General features: G+C 53.4%; 20 protein-coding genes. 8 read left to right on the forward strand and 12 right to left on the reverse strand.

From position 1 onward, the window contains the following. Positions 1-27: 27 nt before the first annotated feature. The 5 genes from QVF11_RS28065 to yihU are packed head-to-tail and all read right to left on the reverse strand — an operon-like array spanning position 28 to position 6,056. On the reverse strand, positions 28-2,064 hold the full coding sequence (locus QVF11_RS28065; RefSeq protein ID WP_287861103.1) for an alpha-glucosidase: 2,037 nt from the start codon (positions 2,062-2,064) through the stop codon (positions 28-30). 52 nt (positions 2,065-2,116) lie between these two features. Further along, entirely contained in the window at positions 2,117-3,007 is an 891-nt protein-coding gene (locus QVF11_RS28070) for an aldose-1-epimerase (RefSeq protein WP_462661520.1), read from the reverse strand. Positions 3,008-3,010: 3 nt separating this feature from the next. Next, entirely contained in the window at positions 3,011-4,252 is a 1,242-nt protein-coding gene (gene yihS, locus QVF11_RS28075; RefSeq protein ID WP_112216900.1) for a sulfoquinovose isomerase, read from the reverse strand. A gap of 15 nt (positions 4,253-4,267) precedes the next feature. Beyond that, complete coding sequence (gene yihT, locus QVF11_RS28080) at positions 4,268-5,146, reverse strand: sulfofructosephosphate aldolase (protein ID WP_287861107.1); 879 nt, start codon at positions 5,144-5,146, stop codon at positions 4,268-4,270. A 19-nt stretch (positions 5,147-5,165) separates the two neighbouring features. Further along, positions 5,166-6,056, reverse strand: coding sequence for a sulfolactaldehyde 3-reductase (gene yihU / locus QVF11_RS28085; RefSeq protein WP_287861109.1), 891 nt, complete (start codon positions 6,054-6,056; stop codon positions 5,166-5,168). Positions 6,057-6,221: 165 nt separating this feature from the next. On the opposite strand from yihU, the gene QVF11_RS28090 reads away from it, so the two are divergent. The 6 genes from QVF11_RS28090 to fabY all read left to right on the forward strand — a co-directional run bounded on the left by QVF11_RS28090 (position 6,222) and on the right by fabY (position 10,924). Continuing rightward, positions 6,222-7,118, forward strand: coding sequence for a sugar kinase (locus tag QVF11_RS28090; protein WP_287861111.1), 897 nt, complete (start codon positions 6,222-6,224; stop codon positions 7,116-7,118). A 33-nt stretch (positions 7,119-7,151) separates the two neighbouring features. Continuing rightward, entirely contained in the window at positions 7,152-7,937 is a 786-nt protein-coding gene (locus QVF11_RS28095) for a DeoR/GlpR family DNA-binding transcription regulator (RefSeq protein ID WP_112216896.1), read from the forward strand. A gap of 113 nt (positions 7,938-8,050) precedes the next feature. Further along, entirely contained in the window at positions 8,051-8,650 is a 600-nt protein-coding gene (yihX, locus tag QVF11_RS28100; protein ID WP_112216895.1) for a glucose-1-phosphatase, read from the forward strand. After that, a complete protein-coding gene (locus QVF11_RS28105; protein ID WP_112216894.1) occupies positions 8,644-9,504 on the forward strand; it encodes a virulence factor BrkB family protein in 861 nt (286 codons plus the stop codon). The genes yihX and QVF11_RS28105 overlap by 7 nt, the downstream gene beginning before the upstream one ends. Beyond that, positions 9,501-9,938, forward strand: a complete 438-nt coding sequence (dtd, locus tag QVF11_RS28110) for a D-aminoacyl-tRNA deacylase (protein ID WP_112216893.1) — start codon at positions 9,501-9,503, stop codon at positions 9,936-9,938. The genes QVF11_RS28105 and dtd overlap by 4 nt, the downstream gene beginning before the upstream one ends. A 44-nt stretch (positions 9,939-9,982) precedes the next feature. Further along, entirely contained in the window at positions 9,983-10,924 is a 942-nt protein-coding gene (fabY, locus tag QVF11_RS28115; protein WP_167492841.1) for a fatty acid biosynthesis protein FabY, read from the forward strand. Positions 10,925-10,941: 17 nt separating this feature from the next. On the opposite strand, the gene QVF11_RS28120 is transcribed toward fabY, so the two are convergent. Continuing rightward, positions 10,942-11,859 carry an alpha/beta hydrolase gene (locus QVF11_RS28120; RefSeq protein WP_287861115.1) on the reverse strand — a complete coding sequence of 306 codons (918 nt, stop codon included), beginning with the start codon at positions 11,857-11,859 and terminating at the stop codon, positions 10,942-10,944. A 204-nt stretch (positions 11,860-12,063) separates the two neighbouring features. Between QVF11_RS28120 and QVF11_RS28125 the strand changes: the two genes are divergently transcribed. Both QVF11_RS28125 and QVF11_RS28130 read left to right on the forward strand, forming a co-directional pair. Beyond that, positions 12,064-12,309 (forward strand): ribbon-helix-helix domain-containing protein, encoded by a 246-nt coding sequence (locus QVF11_RS28125; RefSeq protein WP_287861249.1) that lies wholly within the window; start codon positions 12,064-12,066, stop codon positions 12,307-12,309. Further along, positions 12,306-12,680 carry a type II toxin-antitoxin system VapC family toxin gene (locus tag QVF11_RS28130; protein WP_287861117.1) on the forward strand — a complete coding sequence of 125 codons (375 nt, stop codon included), beginning with the start codon at positions 12,306-12,308 and terminating at the stop codon, positions 12,678-12,680. Before QVF11_RS28125 ends, QVF11_RS28130 begins: the two co-directional genes overlap by 4 nt. Before the next feature lie 36 nt (positions 12,681-12,716). Here the strand turns inward: QVF11_RS28130 and fdhE are convergent, their stop codons facing one another. The 6 genes from fdhE to fdxH all read right to left on the reverse strand — a co-directional run bounded on the left by fdhE (position 12,717) and on the right by fdxH (position 19,039). Beyond that, the gene (gene fdhE, locus QVF11_RS28135; RefSeq protein ID WP_181484268.1) at positions 12,717-13,646 is read right to left on the reverse strand and encodes a formate dehydrogenase accessory protein FdhE; all 930 of its coding nucleotides are present in this window, start codon (positions 13,644-13,646) and stop codon (positions 12,717-12,719) included. A 146-nt stretch (positions 13,647-13,792) separates the two neighbouring features. Beyond that, positions 13,793-14,479, reverse strand: coding sequence for a response regulator transcription factor (locus tag QVF11_RS28140; RefSeq protein ID WP_112216887.1), 687 nt, complete (start codon positions 14,477-14,479; stop codon positions 13,793-13,795). Positions 14,480-14,482: 3 nt separating this feature from the next. Beyond that, on the reverse strand, positions 14,483-15,976 hold the full coding sequence (locus tag QVF11_RS28145; RefSeq protein WP_112216886.1) for a sensor histidine kinase: 1,494 nt from the start codon (positions 15,974-15,976) through the stop codon (positions 14,483-14,485). Positions 15,977-15,993: 17 nt separating this feature from the next. Next, on the reverse strand, positions 15,994-17,337 hold the full coding sequence (locus tag QVF11_RS28150) for a vWA domain-containing protein (RefSeq protein ID WP_142512732.1): 1,344 nt from the start codon (positions 17,335-17,337) through the stop codon (positions 15,994-15,996). Positions 17,338-17,504: 167 nt separating this feature from the next. Continuing rightward, positions 17,505-18,140 (reverse strand): formate dehydrogenase cytochrome b556 subunit, encoded by a 636-nt coding sequence (fdoI, locus tag QVF11_RS28155; RefSeq protein WP_112216884.1) that lies wholly within the window; start codon positions 18,138-18,140, stop codon positions 17,505-17,507. Further along, the gene (gene fdxH, locus QVF11_RS28160; protein WP_112216883.1) at positions 18,137-19,039 is read right to left on the reverse strand and encodes a formate dehydrogenase subunit beta; all 903 of its coding nucleotides are present in this window, start codon (positions 19,037-19,039) and stop codon (positions 18,137-18,139) included. The genes fdoI and fdxH overlap by 4 nt, the downstream gene beginning before the upstream one ends.

Consider the following 19,039-nt stretch of genomic DNA (forward strand, 5'->3'; position numbering starts at 1 on the left):
CGCGAGTTTCCCCGCGGGCGAGCCGTATTAGATGTGGCGTAAAGTAGCAAACAGCGATGCCCACTCACTCTTCGCGCGATAGAAGACGGGTGGCTGGCCAATTGGCGCATCGATGGTAATTTCGCCGCCATGGTAGGTTTCACCGCTCCAGACGTTGACCCAGCTGTCTTCTGGCAGATACAGCGTCCAGTCGCATTTACCCTGTTCGTGAACCGGCGCAACCAATAGATCCTGACCCAGCAGATACTGATATTTCAGGGTATAGGTGGCTGCATCGTCTTCGTAATGCAGGAACAGCGGGCGCATCACCGGCAGGCCGGAGGCGGCGTTCTGCGCAACGGCCTGTTTGAGATACGGTTTCAGGGTGGTGAACACGGTTGTCATACGGGCAAAGTGGGCGATAGTCTCTGCATCGCCATCAAACTGCCAGTTATCGCCTGGGCGGTTACCTTCGTGGGTGCGCATCATCGGGGTGAAGGCGCTGAAGTCGCACCAGCGCAACAGCAGCTCTTTCGTGCGTTTCATGTCAAACAGGGTTGTGTAGCCGCCGATATCGCTGTGGTGCAGGCCGTGGCCGGTCATCGCCAGCGACAGCGCCGCAGGGACGACCGAAGCCAGACCATCATCAAGGCTCCAGTCAACGTTCTGATCGCCCGCCCACATCATAGTGGAGTACTTCTGGCTGCCGGTGTAACCCGCACGCATAAAGAACAGGATCTCGCCGAGCTTGCCGGTCTCCTGTAGCGCCTCGTAGTTACACTTCGCCCACAGCGCAGGCCAGGCATTGTGCATGATCTCGGCGCTGACGCCGTTGTGCAGATACGTATCGGTTGGAAGGTATTCGCCAAAATCCGCCATCCAGCCGCCGCAACCGAGCTCAATCATGTTCTTTTTGATGACTTCTTTGAACCAGTCGTAGGCCTCCGGGTTAGTCAGATCGACAACGCCGCCGTAAAACTCGCCGAACTCAACCAGGTAGTCACCGCCAGCGGCATCTTTTGCCAGATAGCCGCGGTCTGCCGCTTCGGCGCAGAGATCTTTATCGCTGGCAACGTACGGGTTGATATACGAGAGGAACTGCACGCCTTCTTCTTTCCACTGCTTAATCCGACTATCCAGCTGTGGGTAGTTGTCGCTGTTCCATCTCCAGTTCCACATCACGCGCTTGCCAAAGGAGGTCATACGGATCCCGGACCAGTCCTGCGCCCAGATACCGTTCACCTTCACGCCCGCGTTGCGCATGGTGTCCAGTTTGTACTGGCAAACCTCGGTGCCGCCCTGAATACCCAGCGTGACGCCGTCGTAAATCCAGTCCGGCAGCTCTGGCTGGCGGCCTAACAGCGCGGTCAGTTTTTCCAGCAGGGAAATATAGGTGTCAGCGCACTCAAAGCGCAGGGTGGTTTTGTCTTCCCACAGCGCCAGCTCGTGATACTCCGGTGCGCTAAAGTCGAAATTCATGTAGCAGCTGTTATCAACGTGGCAGTAGTATTTTTGCGTGCTGACAAAGGTGGGTTGCGGGAAGAAGGTCCAGTAATAGTCGCCGCCCGCGTTCTCTTTGCAGTCCGCCTGCCAGGTGACATAACTATTTTTATTACGACCCACGCCCTGTTCGCTGGTCCACAGGGGGAACGGCTTGCCGCGTAAATCAAAGTAAGAGAACTGTTCGCCGCAGCCGTAGATATGATCGGCCGGGTTAGCGGCCAGCCGCAGCCAGATGCGATTGTGGCTGAGATCGTCGTTTTGCAGATCCAGCTTCAGGCGGCCCTGTTCATCAGTGGATATTTGTAGCGTAGCGTTGATGGTGGTGCCGCGGCTGAAATCGACCCGCCAGCCGTCAGACGATTCACTGACCGTGGCACTCGTGAGGGCAATTTTCTCGTTCAGTTTATCTTTAATACTGAAGTTGCCGCGAAACATATCAATATCCGCGACGCCGGCGCCAATCCACAGGCAAGGGGTTTGCGAGGTATGGCGCAGAATCAGGCGCTGTTGATACGTTAGCGCAAAGCCATCCTGTAGGATTGTGAGTTCTAAAGCGCTTGACCGTTGTTGTAACGAATTCATTTTCGTCTCCGTAGATATAGGGTAATTCGGTAATTTTTGCGTCGGAATGGGACTATTCAGCGCCGATCAAAAAGCGCATCCGGTGCATCTCGCCTGGGGCAAGAGAAATAAGGCCAATTCCGGAATTAAAGGCATCAGGCGGGCAGGTCATGGGTTCTACGGCAAGTCCCAGACGATTTAATTTCTCGCCGCTGTAAACCTGCAGCCATGGCTGATCGCAACGTAAGTACGTAGTCATTTTTTTTGCTGCGCTGAACATCCTGACTTCCCACTCATCGTCCGGCGCTGTCGTTTTAAAGGTGTGATCGATCTGCGTCGCCGCGATAGGGCGTGGCGTGGTGAAATTTAGTTCTGTGTGCTCAACGCGATGCAATTCCTGGGGATCAATGCCCAATACCTCGTTTGCCGGAAGGGTTAGCGTACAGCTATCTATTTTCTCAAGATCGCAGGTTAAATAGGGATGCGCGCCGGAACCGTAAGGGGCTGGTTGATCGCCGATATTGAGCGTGCTGATAGAAACATGCAGACCGCCTATGGCGTCAAGGCGGTATATGACTTCGACAAGCAGCGAAAAGGGATAGCCGTAAGAAGGCGGCAGAAAAATCATCAGCGACGCTTCCGATGCCGAGTGCTGGTTAATCTGCCAGTCCCGCCAGGCCAGCAATCCATGAATAGCGGTATGCGAAACCGAGTCGTTAACGGCAAGCTGGAAGGTCTTGCCGTTATGCTGATAGCAGCCGTTTGCCACGCGGTTTGGCCAGGGAACTAATACTTTCCCCAGATGTGCCAGCGGCATCTCTTCAGGCTTGTGCGGAATAACAACGTGACGCCCATGGTGCGTCAACTCCGCCAGCCCTGCTCCAACCGTCACGATTTTTGCCTGGTAGTGCCCGGCCTGAAGTTGAATAGTTTTTCCACCGCTATGCATGGCTGCTATCCTTATGACCTATTTTGCGTTGATATCCAGAAGACCAGCAGCAACCGCTGGAGCCAGCCCAGGAGCCAGGGGCAGGCGTGGGATCACCAGGCAGTGCAGCAGATGGTAAATATCCTGCTTGCCGTCCCAGACTTTGGTGGTCACCTTGTTATCGGTATCCAGCTCCTGCCACCATGAACCGGTCTCGTAGTCCATCAGATAAGTGATGCAGTAATCCCACCACGTCTGGTACCAGGTTTCGTACTGGCTGTCGCCGGTGAGGGTGTACAGGGCATAGGCGGTGCCCATCGCTTCGACGATCGGCCAGCGCACTCTTTCGCGAACGATCGGTTTACCGTCCCAGTCCACCGAGTAGACAAAACCGTCCGCGCCGTCCGGTGCCCAGGCATCGCGGATGGTGGCGTGGAACAGACCTTTAGCATCTTCCAGCAGCCAGGCTGGTGGCGTTTCGAAGCGAGCTTCCAGCGCGGCGTGCAGATGCAGCATCAATCTGCCCCACTCGATCCAGTGGCCCGGAGTGCCGCCGTAGGCACGGAAGCGATGCGCTGGGTTATCTTTGTTGTAATCGCGAATTGGATTCCACTGCGAATCGAAGTGCTCGTTAACGCGATACTCACCGCTGCGGGCCACATCGTGAATAATCACCGACGCGATGCGTAGCGCCCGATCCAGCCATTTACGATCATGAGTGACGTCGTAAACGATCAGGAAGGCTTCAACTGCGTGCATGTTGGCGTTGCCGCCGCGATAATCTTCCGTCTGGCTGAAGGCTTCGTCCCAGGACTCCAGGCACATCTGCTCATCTTCACTCCAGAAGTATTTTTCAATCACTTCGATGGCGTCATCGAGCAGTTGCCTGGCCTGTGGATGACCGGTCGTGACCGCGCTTGCCGCGCCAAGCAACACAAAGAAATGCTGATAGCCCTGCTTGGAGGCATCCATCACGCCTTCGTCATTGACGCAGGCGTACCAGCCGCCGTAGCGTTTATCGCGCAGCGCGCCGTTCAGAGCGTTGATCCCGTGACTGACTAACTGAAACGCACCGGGGCGGCCCATGGATGCGGCAACGGAGTAGACATGCAGCATACGGGCGGTGATCCACAGATGCGTTCCCATATCCGTTCTGACCTGACCACTATTTCCCAGCCAGCCAAATCCAGTCGGTACCGCCGCGTTCTTGCCAAAGTTAAAGATGCGGTCGGTTTCCTGCTCCAGCCAGCGGTTGTGGCTCAAGGTGTTAAACCATTTCATTCTTCGATCCTCGTATTAACGGCGACGAGCCATCATTTCATCGACGATATCGCCCAGACGCTGCAACTTCGGTGCAGAAACATCGCGCAGCATCAGTTCGGTATCTGGCAGCCCCACGACCGATGACCAGACCGCACGCCCGGCCAGGAAGCCTGATGCACCAGCGGTCATTGCAACGCTGACCGCGCGAGGAAACAGTTTTTCATCGACACCTGAGGAGAGAATGACCCACGGCATGTTGATGTTTTCATTCAGACGTTGGGAGGCGGTGAGTAGCTCCTGCGCAGAACCTTTGCCGTAGAGCGGCATTTCGACCTTGTAGAGATCGGCGCCGCTGTCGCCCAACTCTTTCGCGGCATCGATAATGGCCTGCTCGCGATCGAACTTATCGCCACGACGCGGCGGGCGAACGACTGGCTCGATAATGCTCAGCAGGCCGCTGGAGTGGCATAGCTCGTTGAACTCTTTCACCATATCCAGACGCTGCTGGGCATCTTCATCGCTGCGCCACAGCACCAGCAGTTTTAATGCTTTGGCACCGTCCTGCTTCACGGCCTGTGGATCGATATTTTTATCAATCACCACGCTATCAACGGGGATTCCGTTGCCGGGAATAAACTCGTCGGCGGCCACAATCATGGCGCAGCTTTTGGATACCGCGTTTTGCTCCACCACCTGGCGGTAACAGAATTGCTGATCGACCAGAATGGCCGAGGCATAAGGAGAAAGAATCTTCGCCGCATTCACTTTGAAATCGGTCAACACGCTGTCGCTGACCGGGAGTTGTGCACCCGCAGCGGCAAACATTAAGCGCATGGCTTCTCGTTGATCGACGGCCAGCATGGCAAAACCGCCGGAAGCTCGGGTGATATCTTTCAGGGTGTACTTCGTCATTGTTCAGTCCTTTTACTTATCAATGTTGATTGTTCAGTCCGGCAGATGCGCGAACCTGCTCAAGAATGGCGCTCCAGTCTTCCCGACCACGACCTGCAGCGCGCGCCTGGTTATAAACTTCACGGGAGGCGGCACCGAGCGGCATCGGCACATGCAGTTGATTGGCAACATCCAGCGCGATGCCAAGATCTTTGTGGGCCAGATCGATCATGAAGGCCGGAGAGAGATCGCCTTTCAGCACTTTGTTTGGCCAGGAGGTGGTGAAATGACCTTTTCCGGCAGGCGTTCCGCTCATCACTTTTAAGGCCACATCGAAGGAGAGGTCGAGCGCTTCGCACAGCACGGCGGCTTCGGCGGACAGCGCATTCAGCGCAATACTCATGTAGTTATTGATAAGCTTCACGCGGATCCCCATACCCGGACCGCCTGCGTTGACCTGCTCGTTACCCATAGCCATCAGTACCGGCGTTGCGCGTTCGACCTGCTCTGCCGTGCCACCCGCCAGCAGCAGCAATGTCCCCGCGACGGCGTGATCTGAAGTGCGCCCGACCGGGCAATCCATCATGTCGAAGCCTTTGGCGCGCATATCGGTAATCAGTTTGTCGGTTTGCAGCGGGTGAATAGTCGACATATCAATCACCAGCGCTTGTGGGGAAAGGGTTTCGCAGACGCCTGATTCACCGAATAAAACGCTGCGTACCAAATCGCCGTTTGGCAGCATCGTGATGACAAACTCTGCCTCTTTCGCTGCCTCTGCTGGACTGGTGGCAGGACGCGCCCCTTTTTCCACCAGTTGCTGCATGGCATTCGGGTTAACGTCAAAGACGCTGAGCTGATGGCCCTGCTTCAACAGGTTGCTCGCCATGGGTGAACCCATTTGACCCAATCCGATAAATGCTATAGCTGCCATAACGTTCTCCTGAGACGTGGTGTCATTTTTTGTCATTTAAAATGAGTGTTTATTGTCTGTTTTTGATCGTATTTGTAATTTATAGTCAAAAAATTGACAGCCGTCACTTTTTAAACATTTTGTGAAATTAAAATGATCCCATCTCGAAACGTTTAAGGAATGACCATGATTCGCGTTGCTTGTGTGGGTATTACCGTGATGGATCGCATCTATTACGTAGAAGGTTTACCGTTTGAAGGAGGGAAGTATGTGGCGAAGCGCTATACGGAAGTGGGCGGCGGACCTGCCGCAACAGCGGCTGTGGCGGCGGCGAAACTGGGCGCGCAGGTGGACTTTATTGGTCGGGTTGGCGATGACGACACCGGAAACAGTCTGCTGGCGGAGCTGGAGTCCCTGGGGGTAAATACTCGCTACACCCGGCGCTATACGGGAGCGAACTCTTCACAATCGGCAATAATGGTTGATGCGAAAGGGGAGCGGATTATCGTCAACTACCCTAGTCCGGATTTACTGCCGGATGCCGACTGGTTGAATGCGATTGATTTTTCCCAGTGGGACGTGGTGCTGGCAGATGTTCGCTGGCACGAAGGGGCAAAGCAGGCATTTACCCTCGCGCGTCGGGCTGGAGTGATCACCGTGCTGGATGGTGATGTTACGCCGCAGGACATTAGCGAGCTGGTGGTGTTAAGCGATCATGCTGCTTTCTCTGAACCGGGTCTGTCGCGTCTGACCGGGATAGAAGAATCGGAGGCTGGTCTGAAAAAAGCACAAGCGCTCACAAATGGACATGTTTATGTGACGCGAGGCGGGGAAGGCTGTGACTGGATAAAAAATAATGTGTTACAGCATCAACCTGGATTTGCCGTGGATGTGGTTGATACTACCGGTGCAGGAGATGTTTTCCATGGTGCGCTGGCCTTCAGTCTGGCTTCTGGCTGCGCCCAGGAAGATGCCGTCAAGTTTGCCAGTGGGGTTGCGGCACTGAAGTGTACGCGCCCGGGAGGGCGTGCGGGTATCCCTGACTGTGATCAAACCCGATCTTTTCTGTCACTTTTTGTATAAAATGCCAGGGCAATGGTTTTTCGAGGAAATTTCATGAGTCTTACCGAACTGACCGGTAACCCGCGGCACGATCAGTTGCTTATGCTGATTAGCGAGCGCGGTTATATGAATATTGACGAGCTGGCCAGCCTGCTGGATGTTTCCACGCAGACCGTGCGCCGTGATATTCGTAAACTAAGCGAACAGGGATTAATTACGCGTCACCACGGCGGGGCGGGCAGAGCGTCGAGCGTGGTCAATATGGCGTTCGAACAGCGTGAAGTCTCCTGGACGGAAGAGAAAAAAGCCATCGCGGAAGCGGTGGCTGACTATATTCCGGATGGTTCAACGGTGTTTATTACCATCGGCACCACCGTTGAGCAGGTGGCGCGGGCGCTGTTAAACCATAACCATTTGCGCATCATCACCAACAGCCTGCGGGTGGCGCATATTCTTTATAACAACCCACGCTTCGAGGTCATGGTGCCCGGCGGTACGCTGCGTCCACACAATAGCGGTATCATCGGCCCTTCCGCGACGGCGTTTGTGGCTGACTTTCGGGCTGATTATCTGGTGACAAGCGTCGGGGCCATTGAAAGCGATGGTGCACTGCTGGAGTTTGATGTCAACGAAGCCAGCGTGGTGAAAACGATGATGGCGCACTCGAGGCAAATTCTCCTCGCCGCCGATCATACTAAATATCACGCTTCTGCTGCCGTGGAGATCGGTAACGTCGCGCAGGTGACAGCGTTGTTTACCGATGAGTACCCGTCAGGCGGGTTAAAATCGTGGCTGGATGAAAATCAGACAGAAATTATTCTTGCCCAGGAAGAGGGCTAGCTAGCTATTCCTCAGTTCCAGATGTGCTGGGGGTCTTCAACCTTTACTCATGAATAGTAAAACCTCTCCTTTCCCGCTACAGTTAATTTTCCACGGTACAAAAGGAGAGGACCATGCTCTATATCTTTGATTTAGGTAATGTGATTGTCGATATTGACTTCAACCGTGTGCTCGGGACGTGGAGTGATTTAACGCGTATCCCGCTCGCAACGCTGAAGCAGCATTTCGCTATGGGTGAGGCGTTTCATCAGCATGAACGCGGTGAAATCAGCGATGAAGATTTTGCGGCGGCGATGTGCCATGAAATGAGCATGCCGCTTAGCTACGAGCAGTTCGCCCATGGCTGGCAGGCGGTATTTGTGGCCCTGCGCCCAGAAGTGACCACCATTATGCAAAAGCTGCGTGAGCAAGGGCATCGCGTGGTGGTCCTGTCGAATACTAACCGTCTGCATACCACCTTTTGGCCGGATGAATATCCAGAGATACGCGCCGTCGCTGACCATATTTATCTTTCGCAAGAGATGGGGATGCGCAAACCTGAGGCGCGGATCTATCAGAGCGTCCTCGAATCCGAAGGTTTTTCTGCTGAGGATACGGTCTTTTTTGATGATAACGCCCAAAATATCGCGGGCGCTGAGCGGTTAGGGATTACCAGTATTCAGGTGACCGGGAAGGAGACCATTCCCGACTACTTTGCGAAACAGCTATGCTAAAAAACCTTCATCAAAAAACAACGCGCCGTACGCGGCCGCTGGTTTCCTGGCTTAAGTTGCTCTGGCGGCGTATTGATGAAGATAACATGACGACGCTGGCGGGCAACCTTGCTTATGTGTCGTTACTCTCCCTTGTGCCGCTTATTGCCGTCGTTTTCGCGCTGTTTGCGGCATTTCCGATGTTTTCTGATGTCAGCATCCAGATTCGTCATTTTATCTTTGCGAATTTTATTCCGGCTACCGGGGATGTGATTCAGGGCTACATTGAGCAGTTTGTGGCTAACTCCAGTCGGATGACCGCCGTGGGGGCTTTCGGCCTGATTGTAACCTCGCTGCTGCTGATGTATTCCATTGATAGCGCACTGAATACCATTTGGCGAAGTACCCGAACTCGACCAAAAACCTACTCCTTTGCCGTCTATTGGATGATCCTCACGCTGGGGCCGTTGTTGGCGGGAGCGAGCCTGGCGATCAGTTCCTATCTTCTGTCGTTACGCTGGGCCAGCGAGCTGAATAGCGTTATTGACGATGTACTGCGCATTTTTCCGCTAATTCTTTCCTGGGTGGCATTCTGGCTGCTCTACAGCATTGTGCCAACGGCGGAGGTGCGCAATCGCGATGCAGTGATTGGTTCGCTGGTCGCTGCGCTACTTTTTGAGGCGGGTAAGAAGGCTTTTGCGTTATATATCACCGCTTTTCCGTCGTATCAGCTGATTTACGGTGTGATCGCCGTAGTACCCATTTTGTTCGTTTGGGTGTACTGGACGTGGTGTATCGTCTTGCTTGGTGCTGAAATTACTGTCACTCTCGGTGAATACCGCAAACTGAAAAAAGAAGAAACAGAACAATCATGATTGCATTAATTCAACGCGTATCCCGAGCTAGCGTTACCGTGGAGGATGAAGTGACGGGTGAAATTGGCCCGGGGCTTCTGGTGCTGTTAGGTGTCGAGAGAGAAGACGATGAGCAAAAGGCGAATCGCCTGTGCGAGCGCGTGCTGGGATACCGTATTTTCAGCGATGCTGAAGGAAAGATGAATCTTAACGTACAGCAGGCTGGCGGCAGCGTGTTGGTGGTCTCTCAGTTTACGCTGGCGGCGGATACCGAACGCGGAATGCGCCCTGGTTTTTCTAAAGGGGCCGCGCCGGAAAGAGCAGAAGCGCTATATGAGTATTTTGTCGAGCGCTGTCGACAGCAGGAAATGAATACACAGACCGGAAGATTCGCTGCCGATATGCAGGTCTCTCTGGTGAATGATGGCCCCGTGACTTTTTGGTTGCAGGTATGAGCCAGCTTCCGGGCAGGCTGCGGGTAACAAAAGAGAGTACAGCTATGTATCACCTTCGTGTACCGCAAACAGAAGAAGAGTTAGAGAGCTACTATCAGTTTCGCTGGGAGATGCTGCGTAAACCGCTGCATCAGCCGAAAGGATCCGAGCGAGACGCGTGGGATGCGATGGCGCACCACCAGATGGTGGTCGATGAAGAGGGTAATCTGGTTGCCGTTGGGCGACTGTATGTCAATGCGGAGAATGAAGCCTCTATTCGTTTTATGGCCGTTCACCCGTCGGTGCAGGATAAAGGTCTGGGCACGCTGATGGCGATGACGCTGGAATCGGTAGCTCGACAGGAAGGCGTTAAGCGTGTGACCTGTAGCGCACGAGAAGATGCGGTAGAGTTTTTTGCTAAGCTCGGTTTTGTTAATCAGGGTGAAATTACCACGCCGACCACCACGCCGATTCGCCATTTTCTGATGATTAAGCCGATAGCCTCGCTGGACGATATTTTGCATCGCGGCGACTGGTGCGCTCAGTTGCAACAGGCCTGGTATCAGCATATTCCGCTCAGCGAGAAAATGGGTGTGCGCATTCAGCAGTACACCGGGCAAAAATTTATCACCACCATGCCGGAGGCCGGTAACCAGAATCCGCACCACACGCTGTTTGCCGGCAGCTTGTTTTCACAGGCAACGTTAACCGGTTGGGGGCTTATCTGGCTGATGCTGCGCGAACGGCACCTTGGCGGGACGATTATTCTTGCCGATGCCCATATCCGTTACAGCCAGCCAATTAGCGGACGCCCGAGCGCCGTTGCCGACCTTGGCTCGTTAAGCGGCGATCTTGACCGCCTGGCGCGGGGGCGCAAAGCACGCGTTCAACTGCAGGTTGAACTGTTTGGCGATGATCAACTGGGCGCTGTCTTCGAAGGTATCTACATTGTTCTGCCCGCGAAACCTTTTGGCTCGTATGAAGAGGGCGGTAACGAGGAAGAGTAGATTTCCCTCGTGCTTATCTATTGGCCTGGTGATTTGATCCGCCAGGCGATATCCCCCATGGCGTTTCGCGCCGCTGGGCTCACACCACCTAACTGAAAGAAACCGTGAATCACCCCAAGATAGCGCTGGCAGGTACAGTCAACACCCTGTTCAACCATGCGCTGATATAGCGTTTCGCCTTCATCACGCAAAGGGTCATATTCCGCCGTCAGAATATGCACCGGCGGCAGGCCGCTAAAGTCTTTACGCCAGAGTGGGCTGGCTTCCGGATGGTGGAGTTCCGTCGATGAAAGGTACATTTCGTAGCCGCTGAGCAGCGTATCTTCGGTGATGATGTAATCTTTACCGTTATCGAGATAGCTCTTCATGCTGCCGGTGGCATCCAGCATCGGGTAAATCAAAATGAGCAGTGCGGGTTTCCAGACCTGTGCTGTCTTCAGGCGCAGAGCGGTCACTAATGCCAGATGTCCCCCGGCGCTGTCGCCAGCAAGCGTAATACGCGAAGCGTCAATGCCCAACTGCTCTGCATGACGATATATTATCAGCGCTCCCTTTTCTGCATCGTCATGTGCGGCAGGGAAAGTATGTTCTGGTGCCAGTCGGTATTGCACGGCGATAACCCGACAGCCGCTGCGATAAGCCAGCTGGCGAAGCTGATTGTCGTGAGTAGCGAAGCCGCCGCTGATAAAGCAGCCGCCGTGAAAATAGATAACGGCTGGCAGTGCGCCAGTAGCACTCAGGGGAGAGGCTACGCGAAAAATCATGCCTTCGAGTTCGATATCTTCTACCTGCACGCGCTCTTCTTGTTCCCCGGCTAACACGGTGCTGGCGACGTAACCGTTTCTCCGGTCATCAATATTCTGTTCGCGCGAAGAGGGGCGACCCGCAGCGATAAACTCCCGAACCAGCTCTGCAATACCTTTTTCAAGCGCCATTTTCATTCCCTTAAACTGTTTGGATATACAGTGTTATAGCCTGGTTCTTAACAAAAGAAAATGGGGGATTTGGGTTGCAGAAGGATTATGGAAAGCGGCTCGCAAAAGTGAAAATCATTTCAGGCGTGGCTATTTTCCTGCCTTTCCACGGTGTATGTTGTTTGAAAATTAGTCGCCAATGATATACTGGAGGTATATATGAGCATGATAGCAGGAAGGGATGTGGGCAGAATATTACTCGATTTATCAGATGACGTTATCAAACGTCTTGAAGACCTCAAGCAGCAGCGCAATCTTCCGCGAGCAGAACTGTTACGTGAAGCGGTAGAACAGTACCTGGAAAGGCAAGGCCAGGCTGAAACTACTATCGCCGATGCGCTGGGGCTTTGGCAACGCTGCGAGGAAGATGGTGTTGAATATGAAAGGAAGCTTCGTGAGGAGTGGCAATGAGTAAAGGCCCGGCGCTGTTTGATACCAATATTCTCATTGATCTGTTCAGCGGACGCGTTGAAGCGAAACAGGCACTGGAGGCTTATTCACCACAAAATGCGATTAGCCTTATCTCCTGGATGGAAGTGATGGTGGGAGCCAAAAAGTATCACCAGGAACATCGTACGCGCATTGCACTGAGCGCTTTTAATATCATTGGTGTCTCACAGGATATTGCAGAACGAAGTGTCAACATCAGGCAGGAGTATGGGATGACGTTGCCGGATGCCATTATCCTGGCGACGGCACAAATGCATCGTTATGAACTCGTCACGCGCAACACTAAAGATTTTGCCAGGATTCCAGGCGTGACTACGCCATATCATTTGTAAGTCGGGCAGCAAATGCCACCCGATATAACGCCAGCTTTACTCCCCTTCACCCGGGAACAGGAACGGGTTGATGGAACTGCGGGCGAAGCCCTCTTGTTCCATGCGCGCGTCCAGCACCAGTGAGGCGAGGTCGTCGGCGACGGCTTCCACTTTCGGATCTTTTTCCTGATACAAAATCTTCAGGTAGGTGCCGCAGTCGCCGCAGCTTTCGGCTTTAATGGCCGACTGCTCGTTATCCAGCGACCAGTAATGCAGATCGCGTGTCTGCTCGCAGTTGCTGCACTTCACGCGCACGACGTGCCACTCGGTTTCGCACAGATTGCAGTGCAGGTAGCGCAGACCTTGGGTGGTACCAATTTGCACCATGCTGGAGACCGGCATTGAACCGCACACCGGGCAGAACTGGCGCTGTTCGCCGTATTCCGCGCGGGCTTTACCGGGGATCAGGCTGGCCATTTGCGCCCAGTATAGCGATAGCGCTGCCCAGATAAACGGGGCTTTATCGCTGCTGACTGATGCGAAATCAGAGGCAAACAGCGCGCTTGCCATCAGCTCTAGCTCCTGCTCTGATGATTTTTCCAGATTCTCGATAACTGCCAGCGCCGGGCCGCTCATCTCGGGCTTCAGCTCGGCAATCAGCGAATGCAGCAGCTTGTGCCAGTGCTTATCGCGCGGCAGCACGTGAATATCCAGCGGCGGTTTGCCCTGGTCGTTTGCTTCTTTAATACGCGCAGTGAGATCCATCTGTAACGGATGGTCGTACAGCACCACTTCCTGCGCGTGGGCGATCAGCGCGGCGAAGCGCAGGTAGTCGCCCAGCGGGTTATTCTCAGCCAGCTCGCGCAGGCGTTCGGCGCGGCGGTTATACAGATTTTTGAGCCGGGGAAATAATAACGGTGGGATCATATCCGTCGAGCGTTTCTCGCTCTTTTCCAGCTCATCTTGCGGGATGATACGAATGCTCATTTAGTCACTTCCTGGTTTCAGCAGATTCGGCTATGGTCGTGTCCGCTCTGTGATTTGGCGGGCATCACGCGCCCGCTCTGGTGAATGTCATTAATGATAACCGCAATCGGCATACGGGATATACCCATGACATCGCAATGTGTGTATTACGATACCTGATATCTATACCCTAGACCATGCACCGTTCGGATTAGCTGAGGGTGATTAGCATCCTGCTCAATCACCTTGCGTAATCGGGAAATATGCTGATCAAGAGTGCGGCTGTTGGGCATGTAATCGTAGCCCCATGCAGCGTCAAACAGCATATCTCGAGTCACCACCTGATTTTTGTGGCGTTCCAGACAGCTTAAAATTCGCACTTCGCGCAGAGAAAGTTCTAATCGTTGTTCGCCACGCCATGCGCACAGTTCGTTGGGAAAAACCGCTAAATCCCCAAAGGAAAAGCTGAGATTGGGCTGTGAATCGTTATGGCTTAAGCAGCGGCGGGCGATCGTTTTGATTCGCGCCCGCAGTTCGTGAATGCCAAATGGTTTGCTGATGTAATCATCCGCACCCAGTTCCAGTCCCACAACGCGGTCGATTTCCTCATCTTTAGCAGAGAGAAATACAATGGGGATATGTTCATTGTGGCGGCGAATTTCACGGCAAACGGAATAACCATCCATTTCGGGCATCATGATATCCAGCAGCACGAAGTCCGGCATTTCACGATGGTAGATAGCCAATGCTTCACGGCCATCAGGGGCTGCAAGCAGCGTGTAACCTTCACGCGACAGCACATCAACCAGCCCCTGGCGAATATTGGCGTCATCTTCTGCAATCAGTATCTTCATGTTTCATCCTTGAGGTAATGTTAGCGTAAAGCGCACACCGGGGTTTTCGGCGGTAACCTGAATCTTTCCTTGCAGACGTTCGGCCAGCTGTGACGCGATGGTCAGCCCAATACCGGTACCTGAAACGCCTTCGGTAATGGATGATTTAACCCGATAAAATGGGTGAAATATCATCTTCATTTCTTTCTCCGCAATGCCCGGACCATAATCACGAACGGCGATCTCAACCTGTTCAGATGTGGTTTGCACCAGGATATCGACCCGTTTACCCTGCGCTGCATATTTTTCGGCATTACTAATAAAATTGCTGATAACTTGCGTGATCACGTCGCGATCGCTTTGCAATATGATCTCGTCAGGGCAGGAGAGATAAATCGTCATCCCCTTTGCCTGAAGTGCAGGCGTAAAGATGTGAACGATTTCTGTGATGAGGCGTGAAATATTCACCTTCTGAAGATGTAGTTTAGGCGTTCGTGTAAACGTCAGGATATTTTGGATAAGCCGGGATAGCCGCTGGCCCTCCTGAGTGATGACATCCACGTAGCGCAGCTCCTGCGTTTGATCGTCATCCAGTCCTTCGCGCAATAGCTCGGCATAGAGGGTGATATTGGTCAGCGGAGTTTTAAGTTCATGCGATACCTGGCTGACAAAATCTACCTGTTGACGCGCCTGGCGAGCGGCACGAGTGTATTCCCGCCACAGCGAATATCCCAATAAAGCGACAGCCGCCAGCAGCAGTAGAATGAGCGCGCTACCCCATAGCCAAATGTGATAAAGCGGGGTTTTAACGCCATAAACACTGATTTTCCACAGGGTAAGCGGGTAGTCCAGTGCACGCGAGTCCAGCGGCGACAGCTGATTCAGAACTGCCTGTTTGTTTTGAAAAATCTGTCGCCCACTTTCACTTACCCGAACTATCTGCTGCTCTTCAGGGCTAACCTGAACGTTATTTGCAATATCCATCATCAGCTGCACATATGAGAGACGAAAACCGATGACCGTATCGCCTTTTTGTCGCCAGTAAATCAACAGTGGCTCCTGATTTTCACTGGTAATAAACCATCCCGCCTGCGGCGTTTCTTGCTCATTATGGGCAATATGGCTGATAAGCTGACTGGGGTCGTTAGCCAACGGCGTTAGCTGGCGTACCCACTCTTTATCTTCATTACTTAGTGGTTGGCGTTCATCGGGGTAAAGTAGCTGGTTTTTACGCAGGGTAAACACGGCGGTAATATCGCTATCATGTTCTTTTAGCGTCTTGAGAGCGGCGAAATTCTGGGGATCGATAAAATCGCTGATAGCATGCAGACGTGAGGCTTTTTGTTGCAGGAGACTTTCGATACCCGCTGCCACGCTGGCGGTTTGTGCTCTGGCAAGGGTTTGCGTCTGGTACTGGCGCAGCAAGACTTCATGCTCCAGAGTACGAATGCCCAGGTAAGCCAGCAGGATAAAAAACATCAGCGTGACGATGAGATAAATCAGCTTGCTTCTGGGCATCCAGCACTCCTTGTGGATTAGTTCGCTTTCGAACTCTGATTTTTGGTTCTGTAGTTCTGTTCTTTCAATGATTTACGAGAAGATTCTTTGCTTTCCGTTTCCAGCTTTTGCAGCAACTGGCGGTTTTCTTCTGCACTTTCTTGCGCTTTCATTTTTGGCGCTGGCGCACTGAGCTGCAGGGAACCCATAAGACTTGTGCTTTCACGCAGGACCGCCTTTGCTTCATCCATTTTGCCTTCGTCGATGAGCTTTAAGGCCTGCTCATTTTGAATAGCTGACTTCTGAATCGCCGAATCGACGACCACATCTTCTATCACTGCTTTTTTCACTTCGCTGGCAGAAGCGGTGTAGCGTATGGCCATTTTTTCATCCCAGCTTTCTTTCTGGCGGGTCGCAAGGTTGTCATAGCGGACGTTCACATCTGCCAGCGGCTTGCTTTGTGCTGAGCTACCTTTTACCGGAAGCAGCTCCAGCATGACATATTTCTCCTGGTTGGCGTAAAGCTGGTTGAGCTTCACGCTAACCGAGTTGCCCTGGATATCGCCTTCACGCCCCAGTAATCGCAGCGGCTTGACGTTATCAGCGACCTTGATTTCCACCACCACATCCTGGGCGACCACCGACATTACATCGCCAAATTCATGGGCAAATGCTTTCTCCAGATCGTTGGTATTCTGTACAAAAACGTGGTTGCCATCGCTGTACTGTGCCATCGCCGCCATCAGGTCTTCATTGTAACCTTCGCCAATGCCCATCGTGGTGATGGCAATCCCTTTACGAGCGGCGATTTTGCCTAACTCTGCCAATTCGCTGGTTGATGATGGACCAATATTGGCCTGGCCATCGGAGAGCAAAATAATGCGGTTAACCTGGGTTTTATCCAGAAACTTACTGGTCTCTTTGATACCGCGACTTACGCCCGCAAATAGCGCAGTACCGCCGCGGGCGGTCAGTTTTTCGCGAATCTGGCTGATGAGCTTATCTTTATTGCTGAGCTTAGCTGCGGGGACAATGACATCCACTACATCGTCGTAAATCACCACCGAGAGCGTGTCCTGGGAACTCAAGGTATTTACCGCCATTACCGCGGCTTCTGTGGCTTGTTTAATTCGCTCGCCGCTCATTGAGCCGGAACGGTCGATCACCAGCGCGAGGTTAATCGGGCTGCGTTTGGCGGCGTTAAGAGGAAACCCCGTCAGGGACACTTTGAGGTAGTTTTTATCCTGTGTATTTTCCAGGACAACAGGGGAAGCCAGTTCAGCTTTGATGGCCACTTTCTGGACTGGTTGCTGGGCGTATACACCCGCGTTTGCTGCCAGCAAACCGAGGGTCAGAGCGGCGAAAAGGTGCTTTAGATTCACGATACGTCTCCTTGTGAAAGAATCGAATCCATTCTTATGGAATCTGAACCCCGATTGGTCTGTTATCTGTATAAAGTTGTCAAAAAGTTGTCAAAACTGAATGCTATCCGCTAAAAAAATGGCGTCGATAAACGACGCCATATCAGAGAACCACAAAGCACTTTCGCTTACGATTGGCTCTTATCCTGTTTTTCGCGCACTTCACGGTACCAGCGCGGGTGATGCTTCTTCGCCCACGTCTTCGTGACCCAGCCTTCTACCATGGCGGTAATTGTACCTTTCACCCATAGCGCGGCGTAAATATGCACCATGATAACCACAATCAACGCTACCGCAGAGAACGAGTGCAGCATCAGCGCGAAACGGATAACCGGGATGGAGAACGCTGGCGCAAAGTACGGACGCCAGATAATCACCCCGCTCACCAGCAGCAATACCAGGAAGATAATCGCTGCCCAGAACACGCATTTCTGGCCGAAGTTATAGCGCCCGGTATCCCCCACCTCCTCGTTGACGACGATCTTGCGAATATTCTTCGCCCAGAAAATATCGTCCCGATTGATCAGGTTATGGTGCCAGTAGCGGAAGAACATAATGATGAACGAAGCAAACATGATAACGCCGACAAACGGGTGCAGAATACGCGCCAGCTGCGGAGTGCCCATAATTTGCATCAGCCAGTTGAAGGATGGGAAAAAGAACCCCAGCCCGCTCACCGCCGCCAGAATGAAGCAGAAGGCGGTAACCCAGTGGTTGATTCGCTCCGGCGCGGTATAGCGCACGATGGTGTCACGTCTTTTCATTTGCGCACCTCGTCATTCTCTTCATGCAGGTTGTCTTCTTCCTCTTCCGCGCGGTTCGGACCGACACCGACGTAGTGGAAGATGCTGGCGGCAAAGGTGGCCGCAAAACCAACGGCGGCCAGCGGTTTCCAGATACCTTTCCAGAACTTCACGGTAGCGCTGATTTCTGGGTTCTCCGGCAGGCCGTGGTACAGATTCGGCTTATCGGCGTGGTGCAGCACGTACATCACGTGCGTGCCGCCGACACCAGCCGGATCGTACAGGCCTGCGTTGTCGTAACCACGGGTTTTCAGCTCCGAGACGCGCTCGCCTGCCAGTACCTTCATATCCTCTTTGGAGCCAAAGTGGATAGCGCCGGTCGGGCAGGTTTTCACGCAGGCCGGTTCCTGGCCTACGGTTACGCGGTCAACGCACAGCGTACATTTGTAAACGCGGTTATCTTCCGGGTTCAGGCGCGGCACGTTGAACGGACAGCCAGCGATACAGTAGCCGCAGCCAATGCACTGTTCAGACTGGAAGTCGACGATACCGTTGGCGTACTGAATGATTGCCCCTTCCGCCGGACAGGCCTTCAGGCAGCCCGGGTCGGCGCAGTGCATACAGCCATCCTTGCGGATCAGCCATTCCAGTTTGTCGTTTTGCTCCACTTCCGAGAAGCGCATCACCGTCCAGGATTTGGCGGTCAGGTCGGCGGGGTTGTCGTACACCCCGACGTTGCTACCGATTTCGTCGCGGATATCGTTCCACTCGGAACAGGCCACCTGACAGGCTTTACAGCCGATGCAGGTGGTGACGTCGATAAGCTTCGCCACCTCTTCCTGATGATTCCGCGCCTGCGGCGCAGGAGTGAAACCGTTAGTGGCGGAACGACGAATAATATCTTGCGATTGATAAGCCAT

The sequence above is a fragment of the Klebsiella sp. genome (genome assembly GCF_027492335.1).
GTDB lineage: Bacteria > Pseudomonadota > Gammaproteobacteria > Enterobacterales > Enterobacteriaceae > Klebsiella > Klebsiella huaxiensis.